At 52.5% G+C, this 14233-nt stretch carries 14 protein-coding genes; all 14 read right to left on the reverse strand.

The window, feature by feature from the left end; all coding sequences use genetic code 11:
- Positions 1-161: 161 nt before the first annotated feature.
- Positions 162-1160: an RNA polymerase sigma factor RpoS gene (gene rpoS, locus KO508_RS10550; RefSeq protein WP_216008278.1), complete on the reverse strand. Its 999-nt coding sequence runs from the start codon at positions 1158-1160 to the stop codon at positions 162-164.
- A 151-nt stretch (positions 1161-1311) separates the two neighbouring features.
- Complete coding sequence (locus KO508_RS10555) at positions 1312-2076, reverse strand: peptidoglycan DD-metalloendopeptidase family protein (protein ID WP_216008316.1); 765 nt, start codon at positions 2074-2076, stop codon at positions 1312-1314.
- Between the two features lie 342 nt (positions 2077-2418).
- A complete protein-coding gene (locus KO508_RS10560) occupies positions 2419-3339 on the reverse strand; it encodes a DUF368 domain-containing protein (RefSeq protein WP_354668025.1) in 921 nt (306 codons plus the stop codon).
- A 74-nt stretch (positions 3340-3413) separates the two neighbouring features.
- Entirely contained in the window at positions 3414-4043 is a 630-nt protein-coding gene (locus KO508_RS10565) for a protein-L-isoaspartate(D-aspartate) O-methyltransferase (RefSeq protein WP_252738065.1), read from the reverse strand.
- A 23-nt stretch (positions 4044-4066) separates the two neighbouring features.
- Positions 4067-4837 carry a 5'/3'-nucleotidase SurE gene (gene surE, locus KO508_RS10570; protein WP_216008280.1) on the reverse strand — a complete coding sequence of 257 codons (771 nt, stop codon included), beginning with the start codon at positions 4835-4837 and terminating at the stop codon, positions 4067-4069.
- Between the two features lie 62 nt (positions 4838-4899).
- On the reverse strand, positions 4900-6000 hold the full coding sequence (gene truD, locus KO508_RS10575) for a tRNA pseudouridine(13) synthase TruD (protein WP_216008281.1): 1101 nt from the start codon (positions 5998-6000) through the stop codon (positions 4900-4902).
- Positions 5997-6476 carry a 2-C-methyl-D-erythritol 2,4-cyclodiphosphate synthase gene (gene ispF, locus KO508_RS10580; RefSeq protein ID WP_216008282.1) on the reverse strand — a complete coding sequence of 160 codons (480 nt, stop codon included), beginning with the start codon at positions 6474-6476 and terminating at the stop codon, positions 5997-5999. Before ispF ends, truD begins: the two co-directional genes overlap by 4 nt.
- A gap of 27 nt (positions 6477-6503) precedes the next feature.
- Positions 6504-7205 (reverse strand): 2-C-methyl-D-erythritol 4-phosphate cytidylyltransferase, encoded by a 702-nt coding sequence (ispD, locus tag KO508_RS10585; RefSeq protein WP_216008283.1) that lies wholly within the window; start codon positions 7203-7205, stop codon positions 6504-6506.
- Positions 7206-7354: 149 nt separating this feature from the next.
- Positions 7355-7627 (reverse strand): septum formation initiator family protein, encoded by a 273-nt coding sequence (locus tag KO508_RS10590; protein WP_216008284.1) that lies wholly within the window; start codon positions 7625-7627, stop codon positions 7355-7357.
- 207 nt (positions 7628-7834) lie between these two features.
- Complete coding sequence (gene eno, locus KO508_RS10595) at positions 7835-9130, reverse strand: phosphopyruvate hydratase (protein ID WP_216008285.1); 1296 nt, start codon at positions 9128-9130, stop codon at positions 7835-7837.
- Between the two features lie 111 nt (positions 9131-9241).
- Positions 9242-10087: a 3-deoxy-8-phosphooctulonate synthase gene (gene kdsA / locus KO508_RS10600; protein WP_216008286.1), complete on the reverse strand. Its 846-nt coding sequence runs from the start codon at positions 10085-10087 to the stop codon at positions 9242-9244.
- Between the two features lie 2 nt (positions 10088-10089).
- Positions 10090-11718, reverse strand: coding sequence for a CTP synthase (locus KO508_RS10605; protein ID WP_216008287.1), 1629 nt, complete (start codon positions 11716-11718; stop codon positions 10090-10092).
- 87 nt (positions 11719-11805) lie between these two features.
- Positions 11806-13146 (reverse strand): tRNA lysidine(34) synthetase TilS, encoded by a 1341-nt coding sequence (gene tilS / locus KO508_RS10610; RefSeq protein ID WP_216008288.1) that lies wholly within the window; start codon positions 13144-13146, stop codon positions 11806-11808.
- The gene (accA, locus tag KO508_RS10615) at positions 13130-14083 is read right to left on the reverse strand and encodes an acetyl-CoA carboxylase carboxyl transferase subunit alpha (RefSeq protein WP_216008289.1); all 954 of its coding nucleotides are present in this window, start codon (positions 14081-14083) and stop codon (positions 13130-13132) included. Before accA ends, tilS begins: the two co-directional genes overlap by 17 nt.
- Positions 14084-14233: the final 150 nt, after the last annotated feature.

Below are 14233 nucleotides of genomic sequence, written 5' to 3' on the forward strand. Positions count from 1 at the left end.
AGCTCCCGACTTACCTATTCTAACAATGTCTTATTAGGACAAAGCGCCGTCTGGTTCTCATTTGCCGGGATACTTTTTCAGAGTTGTTTGTTCCGAACACCCAAAACAAAAAACGCCAGCCATGAGACATGGCTAGCGCTTTGAGCGAAGGAAGGGAAACGTTATTTGAACAATAGGTTTCCAGTCAGACCTTCTTTTTCCAGAATTTCACGTAAGCGCCGCAGCGCCTCCACCTGAATTTGGCGAACCCGCTCACGAGTTAGGCCAATTTCCTGTCCAACTTCTTCTAAGGTGCTGACCGGGTATCCCCGAAGCCCAAACCGTCGGGATAAAACTTCCTGCTGCTTTTCACTGAGTTGATCTATCCACTTGCCGATACAGGCGCTCATATTGTTGTCCTGCAACAGATCAGCAGGATCAGACGCCCCCTCATCGGCAACCGTGTCTAGTAGGGATTTTTCACCACCAGCGCCGATAGGCGTATCCATGGAAGCGACGCGCTCATTCAAACCCAGCATTCGCTTAACGTCGTTAACCGGCTTGTCCACCATCTTGGCGATTTCTTCCGCCGAAGGTTCATGGTCAAGCTTCTGCGTTAGCTCACGAGCCGCTCGCAAATAAAGATTCAGCTCCTTAACAACATGAATAGGCAACCGAATGGTGCGGGTCTGATTCATAATGGCCCGCTCGATTGTCTGGCGAATCCACCATGTTGCATAGGTTGAGAAACGAAAGCCTCGCTCCGGGTCAAACTTTTCAACCGCACGAATCAACCCAAGATTACCCTCTTCAATCAAATCCAACAGGGTAAGACCACGATTCACATAGCGGCGAGCAATTTTTACCACTAGCCGCAGGTTACTCTCAATCATTCGCTTACGGCCAGATTCCTCTCCTTTGCGCGCAAGGCGTGCAAAATAAACCTCTTCTTCCGGGGTTAGCAGTGGTGAAAAACCGATTTCATTAAGGTAAAGCTGAGTGGCGTCCAGCTGTTTAGCATTTGCACTGCTGTAATAGCGTGTTCTGGCGGATAGCTCTCCATCGACTTCGGCAGCCTCTGGGGCAACTTTGTCGGTTTTTTCTTCTGCGAGCAGCTGATCCTCGGGCTCATCAACATCCGCTACGCGATCGATAATGATATCTTCCTGTTCTGCTGACATATCTTTGCACCGCCTTTCAATAATCCTGGATTTTGCCCGATACTTTTATTGTTGCGGGCATTGGTTATTTCACTTTTTTCAGGACGTCTTCAATGGCTAGCTTAAACACCTTTGCCACCATTTTTTCTTATTTGTAGTGCCGTGGTTTTAGCTAGCGCGGCGGCAAGTAATGGGTTGGATCGACCGGATTTCCATTTTTCCGAATTTCAAAATGTAGCATCGGCCTTTCTGCACCACTGCTGCCAAGCTCCGCTATAACCTGCCCGGCTTTAACCCCCTCTCCTTCGCTTACCAAAATCTTCCGATTGTGCGCGTAAGCGCTCAGATATCGCTCGTTGTGATTCACAATAATCAAATTACCATAACCAAGCAAACCGTCGCCCGCGTAGACCACACTCCCGTCTGCGGAAGCTCTTACAGCATCCCCAGCTTTTCCGGCAATATCAACGCCTTTGTTGACTTTTCCGGATGCTGAATATCTAGCAATTACAGTGCCAGAGTGCGGCCAGCGCCATGAAATATTGGCTACCGTTTGAGTTCTGGAGACCAGAGGAGCAGAGGTATCAGGCTTGTGGGTGACAGCAGGTTTTCGGGAATTTTGCGGTGTTGGCACAGGTGGTTGTGCCCGAGGCGACCTTGCAGTAGTCGTCGCAGTCGGCCGAGAAGCCCGCGCCGTTGTACTTGATTTATTGCTGGATTGCGCCTTTCCGCGCAGATCCAAACGCAGAACTTGGCCAGGCTGAATCGTCCACGGCGGACTGATTCCATTGGCGCTACCCAGTTCTTTATAATCGCGACCGTAGGTCCAAGCAATACCGTACAGAGTCTCGCCTTGACGCACCACGTGGCGCCCCCAGTAAACCGGCGGGTTGTATATATCATCCTGATGAATCGCTTGAGTGTTGCAGCCACTCATCGCACCGGAAAGAAGCAAAAACGCGAGCAGAAAAAGCCAGAACTTACCGTTTTTAGAGACCCACAAGGGACGCTGGGCACCAAAAAGGAACCGCGGAAAAGCCGACAAAGCGGCTTGAGCTGGACCACGCAACAGTCTCACAGCATTACCACCGGCCCGATTATAATTGATCTGTACAGGCTCTGAATCTGATCAAAGAAGATCCTGAAGTTTCAAAAGTAACCCGCTAATTTATTGCACATTTTGATATCAAATCCAAGTGACTCACTGGCCATCTCTGTTACCCGGCATGGCTATTGTTACGGGCGGGAACAAAGGCATGCCTGAAAAGGTAACACCGCTTTAGCGCAGATTAGTGCCTTCTGCTAGCTCTGTTTGCGAGTAGCGCTCACCTAGCCATTCAACAAGCAAAACAAGCGCAATACCCACGCCAGCCATAACAACCGCCATGAAAATCTTCGGATCCTGATTGGTGAGATCCGCAAATGCCCAAGGGCCGATGCTGATCTCGCTTAAGGCTACCTGCTCCCCCGAACTGTTGGTTCGCCAACTTAAGGTTTCCTTCCATGGCCAGACTTTGTTCAAGGCACCAATCATGAAGCCTGTAAGCAGGGCCAGAACATGGTCATGGAACTTATGAAAAGCCCAAGTAATGAGCCTAGCAACCGACAATAGCCCCACCAAACAGCCTGCCATAAACAATAGCAAGTACGCGATATCAAGGGATTTGATGGCTGCAAGAACCGGGGCATACATGCCAATAATAACCAGAATGAAACTCCCCGAGATACCGGGCAAAATCATCGCGCATATTGCCACAGCGCCAGCTACAAAAAACGTCATAGCTGACGGGTTAAGCTGTCCAACAGTCAAGGTGGTAATCCACCAGGCAACCACAACACCTACCATGAGAGGAGCGAGCAGCGACGCTCGATAATGCCGAGTTTGGCGCCCGACATGCCAAACAGAGGCGAGAATTAACCCAAAGAAAAAGCTCCAGATCGAAATGGGATACTCTGCCAACAAGTAGGTGATCCCAGAGGCCAGCGTGACGATGCTAAGAAGAATACCCAGCAAAAGAGTGACGAGAAAACTACCATCGCAGGACTGCCAAAACGCTCTTACATTCCCCTTAAACAAATCCCTGTACACTGCGCCTGGAACCGCGCTCACAGCCTCCAGAAGCCGGAAGTAAATACCTGTAATGAACGCTATCGTGCCGCCGGATACGCCGGGGACAATATCCGCTGCCCCCATGGCCATACCCCTCAAAAACACCGAGGCAGGATGCTGTTTGCGGGCGGCACTTTCAACTAACCCTTCCTGTTGAGAGCTGATCAACGGACAACCCCGCCAAGCAAAGGAACGAAACGGACGGGCTCCAGCTCTCGTCGATCAAACTTATCGCCGTTACGTATCACTTCAACAAGCACCTGACGCTCTTCACCAACAGGCGCAACCAACACGCCGCCATCAGCAAGTTGCTCCAAAAGTTCCGCAGGAACCTCCATAGGAGCCGCAGTCACAATAATGCCGTCAAACGGGCCTCTTTCTGGCCATCCCATGCCGCCATCAGCATGCTTGAGCATCACATTTCGGATGCTGAGCTGCCGCAATCGATCCCGCGCACGATCCTGAAGTGGTTTTATCCGCTCAACACTATAAATTTGATCAAAAAGCTGGGATAGCACAGCTGTTTGATAGCCAGACCCGGTGCCCAACTCCAATACCCTGGCTGGCTGGTGTCGAAGAAGCAGCTCAGTCATGCGCGCCACAATATAAGGCTGCGATAGCGTCTGCCCATAGCCGATTGGCAGTGCCGTGTCTTCATAAGCCCGGTGCGACAAGGCCTCATCAAGAAAAATATGACGGGGCACCTCCCCCATGACTTCGAGTACCCAATCTGATTCGATACCTGATTCTTTGAGGCGCTGCACCAAACGCATACGTGTGCGCCGAGAGGTCATCCCTATGCCCTGAAGCTCTCCACTCACGCACCATCCCCCATGGAGGCCTGCAGGGAGTCCACCCAGGAACGGAGAGATACTAAGGCTTCATGGCGGGTCATATCGATGTGCACTGGCGTAAGCGACACATAGCCTTCTGCAACCGCATGAAAGTCGGTTCCGGGACCTGCATCGCCGCCTTTGCCTGCTGCTCCAATCCAGTAACGCTCCTTGCCTCTAGGGCAGGTCATAGGAACCGCACCCTCAGCACGCTCACGATCCCCCAGTCGGGTAACCCGAAATCCCGCAAGTTCTTCCCAAGGTACATCCGGCACATTCACATTGAGAATTGAGCGTGGCCCCAGCACAAGCGGGCGCGCGCCTTCGAGTAGCATGCGGACGACTCTTGCGGCCGTATCATAATGATTACGCCCCTCGCTCACTAATGAGACGGCAATAGCTGGCAACCCGAGATGGCGGCCCTCTGTGGCTGCGGCAACGGTGCCGGAATAGATAATGTCATCACCCAAATTAGCGTGAGTGTTGATACCAGAAACCACACGATCAAAAGGTTTTGAAAACAAGCCATTAACTGCAAGATGCACACAGTCTGTAGGCGTACCGTCGATGGAACGGAAACCATTGGGATGCTGTTCAACCGTTAGGGGCCGATTCAGCGTTAAAGCGTTGCTCGCTCCGCTGTGATCCCTATCCGGTGCGACTACTTCAAGATCACCTAGACCTTTGAGGCCTTCAAATAAGGCGATCAGCCCCGGTGAATGAACACCATCATCGTTTGACAACAGAATACGCACAGCGCTCTCCAATTAATCGCTAACCAAACCTTGCGGACCTTTGTTTTCTCAAGGAACGCAGTCTAGCCGTGTTGTTTGTTATGGTGGCCGAGGCTCATGTCCTCAAGCTCAAAAATATCGCTCAGAACCGTGGTCGCGTACTGCCCCGGTTCCAGGAAAAACTCCAGTTCCAAACTACCATCGTCCAGCCAGAGCCAGTTGAAATTCCGTGGCATGGACACCAAAGGGCGGCGCTCAGGCTTCATTCGGGTCGTTAGAAACAACGAAGCCAAGTTGGGTGTCTGGGCTACAATTTCACGCTCTCGCTGCTCAGCCTCACCACCAGCACTAGTGCCGCCATCGCCCCATAACGGGCCAGTTGCAATGTCTACCGGCTCTCCCGAAAGTGGGCTGCGCCAACTGCCATCAGCGACCCGTGAGGCAAGCACTTCGTTAAATAACCAAGAGCGAGCAGCCGAAAAGTACAATACGTTTTTCCGTCCGTCTCTGCCACCTCCAGCCCTACTTGACCCTCTCCCTCTGCGCTTACCTTGCCCGCTACGGCGGTTCAATGTGGAAGGATCAATATGAACTGCCCGATCCAGATTGCCACCGGCAAAGCCGAAACGCTGAGGACCAAAATAGTTGGGAGCACCCTGCGCCTTAAGACGAGCAAGGGCGCTTTCAATCACGTCACGCTCAGCTCCTACCTGCCGTAGCCTAATCACAAAGTGATTACCTTGATGGTCGCCACGGCGCAACTTGCGCACGCTACGGTAAGCGGACCTTACAGGCCAGTGCTCTGATACACGCTCAATCAGAGCAGCATCCTCGTCCATCATACCGGGGCGGTATATGCTGAACCATTGCCTGGTAACCGCGTGTCTATCCTTTAGCCCACAGAACCCCACATCAAACGACCGACAGCCAGCCAAATTTGAAAGCTCTCCGGCCAAAAATTCCGTGTTATCTCCGGTTTTTTCGATGTATAAACACAGGTGCTCCCCCTCGCCGGCAACACCATTTGATCCAGACGGCGTCGCTCGCTCCGCGGATTCCTCAAACACCTCACTTACGCGAAAATCCTCCGGTGCAGTTTTCAACTGGGCACTAGCTACGCGCCTCCCGCCAGATACGGGCCAGTCCAGCCGCCAATTTCCTACACCAGTATTTGCAAAGCTCAAGAGGTCACCGGCTCAAGTAAACAAACTGCCTGACAAGCAATGCCCTCACCTCGGCCGGTAAAGCCAAGCCGCTCACTAGTGGTCGCTTTAACGCTTACACGGCTGGCGGGAATACCCAGATCCTCCGCAACATTTAAACGCATAGCTTCAACGTGTGGAGCCATCTTGGGCGCTTGCGCGATAATCGTTGTATCAACATTGAGCACCGCAAAACCCTCCTCGGCGACTCGGGCCATAACCCGACGCAACAAATCCCGGCTATCAGCCCCAGCCCACTCATTACTCGTGTCCGGGAACAAATGACCAATGTCTCCCAAAGCAACCGCACCCAGCAGCGCATCCGCCAAAGCATGCAGCAACACATCACCATCAGAGTGGGCTTTCAGGCCCTGCTTGTAAGGAATGGAAACACCACCAATAATAATGGCATCGCCTTCGCCGAAGGCATGAACATCAAAGCCTTGACCAATACGCATAAACAACTCCGGGAAAATACAGAAAACTCAGAACCGGCTAAGAATAAAGCCAGCAAGATCCAGGTCAGCAGGTACAGTAATCTTGATATTATCCGGCCGACCTTCCACAAGAACCGGCATATTACCGGAAAACTCCATCGCAGAGGACTCATCCGTAACTGGCTGACTCTCTTGCAGAGCAGTCTCCAGCGCCGAAACTAACATAGAATAACGGAACATCTGCGGCGTAAGCGCCCGCCACAACTGGTTACGATCCACCGTTTCAGCAACTTCAGGTAAACCACCGGAATCCGCCCTTTTAAGCGTATCTGCAACCGGAGCCGCCAACAGGCCACCTACAGGATGTTCCGCCAGTGTTGAAACAAGATTCGCAAGATCGGCCGGGTGAACACAAGGACGAGCCGCATCGTGAACCAGCACCCAGTCATCGGCAGCCACCTGTTCTTTGAGAGCGTGCAGTGCCGAGAGCACAGAATCCGCCCGCTCCGCGCCGCCGCTACAGGTTTGAATACGATTATCATTATTCGCATCTGATTCTGGCCACCAATGATCTGAGGCATTCAACGGAACCATGCAACCGGTAAAACGACCGGTATCCAACAATCGCGACAGTGTGATATCCAGAATAAAACGATTATTAATACGGAGATATTGCTTAGGACATTCGGCCCGCATCCGCTGACCAATGCCTGCGGCGGGGACAATCAACCAGAGTTTAGAGTCACTCATGAGAGTTACGCACGTTGTTGAGAGAGTGGCAGGGAAGTTCTTTCCAAGACTGTCGGTGGCCAAGGATGGCCACCGTCAAGCGCACAGGGAAGTGTTCATAGCGTGTCTTGGAAAGAACTTCCCTGCCGCTCTGTGCTCAAATTAAAAAGTCACTGCTCAACAACAAGAAAAAAGGTCTCATCATCGCGAATCAACCCCAGATTCATCCGAGCTCGCTCTTCCACCGCACCTTGCTCATTACGAAGGTTACGCACCTCCGCATACAAACGCGCATTGCGTGTGGACAACTCAGCATTCTCCCCCCGCTGTTCCGCAATCGACTGCTCCAACGTCCAGACTTGCGCAAAGCTGCCCTCCCCAACCCACAAGCGCACCTGCAGAAGGAGAATGAGAACAACCATGAAAGCCCAGAGCAACTTCATTAATACCGTTTCCGTTCAGGAGTTAAAACGATCAAAAATCATACACCGAATGATAAGTATAGACCTTAGAGTAGATTCGCAACAAATTCTTCTAACTAATTGGACAAAAAGGCCGTCGTGATTGAATTTATATTCAAAACACGACGGCCTTAACATTCTGTTACCTAAAATCTAAAGGATTAAAGGCCAAAACGGAAGCTGTTATTCTCAGCCCTGCCCCTTGATTTCAATGAGGCCACGATAAGGAGCCTTACCTTCAAGCGCCTCTTCAATGCGCAGCAACTGGTTGTACTTAGCAACCCGATCCGAACGACACAAAGAACCGGTTTTGATCTGACCGGCACAGGTAGCAACCGCAAGATCTGCAATCGTTGTATCTTCCGTCTCACCGGAGCGGTGAGAAATAACCGCCGTAAACCCAGCATCCTGTGCCATCTTAATGGCATCCAGAGTTTCACTCAGGCTGCCAATCTGATTGAACTTGATCAGAATCGAATTGCCCACACCTGTGTCAATACCACGCTTGAGGATCTTGGTGTTGGTAACAAACAAATCATCGCCCACCAACTGTACTTTGTCGCCAATCTTGTCGGTCAGCACCTTCCAGCCATCCCAATCACTCTCGTCCATACCATCTTCAATAGACACGATCGGGTAACGCTCGGCCAAGCCAGCGAGGTAGTCAGCAAAACCGGCAGAATCGAAGCTCTTACCTTCTCCAGCCAGCACATACTGACCATCCTTATAGAACTCAGAAGCCGCGCAGTCCAAAGCCAGTGTGATGTCCGTACCAAGCTTGTAACCGGCTTTCTCTACCGCTTCCTTGATCACGGCCAGAGCCGCTTCATTGGACGGCAGGTTAGGCGCAAAGCCGCCCTCATCACCCACCGCTGTGTTCAAGCCCTGCGCCTGCAATACTTTTTTCAGGCTATGGAAAATCTCGGCACCGATGCGCAGAGCTTCAGAGAAACTCTTGGCAGCAACCGGCTGCACCATGAACTCCTGGATATCAACGTTGTTATCCGCGTGTTCACCACCATTCAGAATGTTCATCATCGGCACCGGCATACTGAACTTGCCAGAGGTAACGTTGATGTCAGCAATATGCTCGTAAAGAGGCTTACCCAGAGACTCTGCTGCTGCTTTTGCCGCTGCCAGTGACACCGCCAGAATAGCGTTAGCGCCCAAATTGGCTTTGTTTTCCGTGCCATCCAGCTCCAGCATGATGTTGTCCAGCACACGCTGGTCTGCAGCATCTATGCCTTTCAGTGCATCGTTGATCTTGCCATTAATAGCCGCAACTGCCTTCAGTACGCCCTTGCCCAGATACCGGGACGCATCACCATCCCGCAGCTCCAGCGCTTCGCGGGAACCCGTAGACGCACCAGAGGGCGCACAGGCACGACCAAGCGTTCCATCTTCAAGGACTACGTCTGCTTCTACCGTGGGGTTACCACGGGAATCCAGAACCTCACGGGCTTTAATGTTGGCAATCTTGGTCATGCTAGAAAGTCTCCAGATTTTCAATTTCAAAGGTCATTAACAAATTTCGGTGCAAGAGAGAGCGGGGAACGGCTCTCCCATAATTTGTACCCATAACGCGAAAACCGCCATTCAGGCGGTGTCGATAGGTTTAAAACTCTTCACAAGGTCATCAACAGCCTTAACTCGCTGCAGGAATGGTTCAAGTTGGCTCAAGCGCAGCGCACACGGCCCATCGCATTTTGCTTCATCCGGGTTCGGGTGAGCTTCCAGAAACAGCCCGGCCAAGCCCTGAGACATCCCGGCCAGCGCCAGATCTGTAACCTGCGCACGGCGACCACCGGCCGAATCGGAACGCCCACCCGGCATCTGTAGCGAGTGAGTTACATCAAACATCACAGGCACGTTCATGGCCTTCATTATGCCAAAGCCAAGCATATCGACCACAAGGTTGTTATAGCCGAAGCTACTGCCCCGCTCGCACAAAATAACACGGTCGTTTCCGGCTTCTGCACATTTGGTGATGATGTGCTTCATCTCCTGCGGTGCCAAAAACTGTGCTTTCTTGATATTGATCGCCGCGCCGGTTTTAGCCATGGCGACAACCAGATCAGTCTGCCGGCTGAGAAAAGCGGGCAACTGAATGATGTCACACACCTCAGCGGCAGGCGCTGCCTGTTCTGGCTCGTGTACATCAGAAATTATCGGAACACCGTATTTGCTTTTGATATCTGCCAGAATCTGCAAACCCTTTTCGAGACCCGGGCCTCTAAAAGAACTGACCGAAGAGCGATTGGCCTTGTCAAAAGAAGCCTTGAAGACGTAAGGAATGCCCAGCCTGTTGCAAACCTCCACATACTTCCCAGCAACCTCAAACGCCAGATCACGGGACTCCAGCACATTCATGCCACCAAACAAGACAAAGGGTTTGTCGTTGGCAATGTCTATATCAGCAACAGTAACGGTGCTCTGAGCCATGATCAGGATTCCTTACGCTTCGCCAACGCGGCTTCCACAAACCCCTTAAACAGTGGATGGCCGTCCCGTGGCGTGGAGGTAAACTCAGGGTGAAACTGACAGGCAACAAACCAGGGGTGCACAGGGTCCTCAACCACTTCTACCAGCTTGCCATCTGTAGAGCGCCCGGAAACCAGCAGCCCTGCATCTTCCAACTGGGGCAGGAAGTGGTTATTCACCTCATAGCGGTGGCGATGACGCTCGCGAATGGTTTTCCTGCCGTAGCAGTCGGCGATTGTGGAGCCTTCAGTCAGCACGCAGTCCTGAGCGCCCAGACGCATAGTACCACCAAGATCTGAATCACCTGAACGCTCTTCGCGCTCACCGGTCGCATCCAGCCACTCGGTAATCAAGCCAATGACCGGCTCCGGAGTATGCTCCCGGAACTCGGTGCTGTGGGCATCTGTGAGCCCTGCCTTGTTACGTGCGTACTCGATCACTGCAACCTGCATGCCCAGACATATTCCCAGATAAGGAACTTTATTCTCACGTGCGTACTGAACGGTGAGAATCTTACCCTCTACACCACGCTCGCCAAAGCCACCGGGAACCAGAATAGCATCGGCGCTCTCAAGTACCTGAGTACCATCACGTTCAATATCTTCGGAATCTATATAGTTGATCTTCACCTTGGTGCGGGTCTTGATACCGGCATGTAGCAGTGATTCGATCAATGATTTGTAGGCCTCAAGCAGTTCCATATACTTGCCAACCATGGCAATGGTCACTTCCTGCTCGGGATTCATCAGCGATTCGACTACATCGTCCCACTCGCTCAGATCTGCGTCTCGCGCATCCAGGTTGAAGCGTTCGATAACGAGTTGGTCCAGCCCGTGTTCATGCAGCATGCGGGGGATGGCATAAATGGATTTGGCATCACGCATCGGAATAACCGCGCGCTCTTCTACGTTCGTGAACAGTGCAATTTTCCGGCGTGAACTTGCATCTACTTCGTGCTCTGAGCGGCACAGCAAAATATCAGGCTGCAAACCGATAGAGCGCATTTCCTTAACGGAATGCTGAGTCGGCTTGGTTTTGATTTCGCCAGCAGTGGCAATGTAAGGCACCAACGTCAGGTGCATGAACAGCGCACGTGAAGAGCCCACTTCAACCTTCAGTTGGCGACAGGCTTCAAGGAACGGCAGGGATTCAATATCACCCACAGTGCCGCCCACTTCAACCAGAGCTACATCAGCACCGGCTGCGCCTTCGATGACGCGACGCTTGATCTCATCAGTAATGTGGGGAATAACCTGCACCGTACCACCAAGATAATCGCCGCGACGCTCTTTGCGTATAACCTCTTCATAAACACGTCCAGCCGTGAAGTTATTACGGCGGCTCATGGGTGTACGAATAAAACGCTCGTAGTGGCCAAGGTCGAGGTCGGTTTCAGCGCCGTCTTCGGTGACATACACCTCACCGTGCTGGAACGGGCTCATGGTGCCTGGATCCACGTTAATGTAAGGGTCCAGCTTGAGGATAGTGACCTTCAGGCCGCGTGCCTCAAGGATCGCAGCCAGAGAGGCTGATGCGATTCCTTTCCCCAGTGAAGACACAACACCGCCGGTGACGAAAATATAACGCGTCATGCAGATTCCATGATTATCAGGTTCTGTGAAGGAGGGAGATTGTCATCTCAAGATGGGACGCCAGACTACCAGAAAGCCCCTAGCGACTCAATCACAATCCCGCTCTACAATCAGCCGCAAGCCTGCGGCAGGGGCACTTCCGCAGTATTGCCCAGAACACCACAAATCGCCAATCGCAATGAGTTCCTCTTGCCCCGTCGCACCCAAGAAAATCAAGGGCAGACGCCCCCTTTCCCAAGGGGGAACCGCTTGCTCCTGAAACCACTTTTTAAGCGATTTAGACCGGCCATCTAGGTGAAAACGAACGCGCTCCCCTCCCTGCCTCGTACATATCCGTATAGGCGGCAAATCCGTTTTCGCAGTAGGAGTCCGACTCAACCGAATCGTCCACTCTGCCCAGTGCACCGTTTGGCCAGACTGAAGCTTTAGGGGCGCCTTAGGCAAAGATTGAGATTCGGGAACCAAGTACAGCTGTCCCTGAAAGCGTCGAAGGCTATAATGGTTTGCCCTCAGCTCCGGTGACCGGTCTTCCGCTGCCAACAATAGATCCTGCAGCACCTGCGACCAGTCGTTAACCGAGGGAGTGTGATATCCAGCCCGACGAATCCACCAGCGGAGAAGATTTGTCTGCTCCGCAAGCGAAAGAGTAATTAGCCCAGCAACCGGCAGGCGCCGCTCTTCTCCTCCGATCGTCTGCCATTGCAACTCCGCCAGCTGTTGGTTCAGAAAATCGCTCTCAGAGCAGGCTTTAGCGCTGTGTCGTAAGCGTTGGTTCAAGCCGGGCCAGCGCTCTTTAAGTGCCGGTAGAATGCTCAAACGTATAAAGTTGCGGTCGAACTTTGTATCAGTGTTACTGGGATCATCAACCCATGAAAGTCCAGCATTTTGGGCATGGCGTTCAAGCTCTGATCGTTCAACACCCAATAACGGCCGAGCCAAACGCCCCTCACCCAGCGGGCGACTCTCAGGCATGCCTGCAAGGCCCGCCACACCGCTGCCACGGAACATTCTAAACAGTACTGTTTCAGCCTGGTCATCACCATGATGAGCCATCAACAACACATCACCGGGATTAAGGAGTGCTTCAAACACGTTGTAACGAGCTTTGCGCGCAGCTTCCTCAAGCCCTTCACCCGGGCCTGTACCCAGCCCAACCGACACCGGCCGAATTATGAGAGGTATATTAAGTTCAGCGCACAGGTTTTCGCAGAAAGCTTCCGTTTCGTCCGCATTGGCCTGAAGCTGATGGTTGATATGCACTGCCCGCACTCCGGAATGGCAGCGCGCGGCAAGGTGCAGAAGAAGGGTGGAATCAAGGCCGCCACTGAGGGCGACCCAAAGCTGCCGGTAACCGGTAACGGCTTTTACCGGCGAGAGCAAGGACTCCGGAAACGAATACCCGTGGACGGGCTCAGCGCCCTGTATCATAGCGGGTTAACCGCTCATACCGTCGGGAGACCAGCTCATCCAGAGGCAGGCGACATAGTTCTGCCAGCCCGCCTGTAAGAGTCTCGCGCAAAGCCTCAGCCGTTTGTTCCGGATTACGGTGGGCGCCACCCAAGGGCTCGGTGATAACGTTATCCGCAAGCCCGAGATCCTTCAACCTGTCTGCCGTTACGCCCATGGCTTCAGCAGCCAAAGAGGCATACTCAGCACTTTTCCATAGGATGGAGGCACATCCTTCCGGCGATATCACCGCATAGGTGGAATACTGCAGCATATTCAACTGATCACACACACCAATGGCTAGAGCTCCGCCGGAACCACCCTCACCGATCACTGTTGAAATAATCGGCGTTTTTAGGCGCGACATAACAGCCAAATTAAAGGCAATGGCTTCACTTTGGCCACGCTCTTCCGCACCGATACCCGGATAGGCACCCGGCGTGTCTATAAACGTAAGAATGGGCATTCTAAAGCGCTCTGCCATTTCCATCAGGCGCAGGGCTTTACGGTAACCCTCGGGACGCGGCATACCGAAGTTGCGCTTCACTTTATCCCGCACTTCACGGCCTTTTTGATGGCCAATTACCATCACTGGCGTGTCGATCAAGCGGGCTGTGCCGCCCACAATGGCCTGATCATCCGCATAACGACGATCGCCGTGGAGTTCATCGAAATCTTCGAAGATCATCTCGATGTAATCAAGGGTATAAGGCCTGCGTGGGTGCCGTGCTAGGCGAGCCACATCCCACGGATGTAGATCAGAGAATATGTTCTCGGTCAGGCTGACACTTTTCTTTTTCAGCCGTGTAATCTCATCAGAGATGTTGATGTCAGTGTCGTTGCCGACCATTCGAAGCTCTTCTATTTTGGCTTCAAGATCGGCAATCGGCTGTTCGAAATCCAAATAATTAGGGTTCATGATGTTCCATCATTTTATCGCCAGGCGGGCCAGCGCTCCGCCAATAAAGAATTTGGGACAAAGATAGCAGCGCCAGAGTCACGGCTAAAGCGGACATTGGTATGAGCCCGCAACCTGACGAATATTTAATAATGCGTGCAACTCTTTGCC

The sequence above is a fragment of the Marinobacter salexigens genome, assembly GCF_018860765.1.
Classification (GTDB): Bacteria; Pseudomonadota; Gammaproteobacteria; order Pseudomonadales; family Oleiphilaceae; genus Marinobacter; species Marinobacter salexigens_A.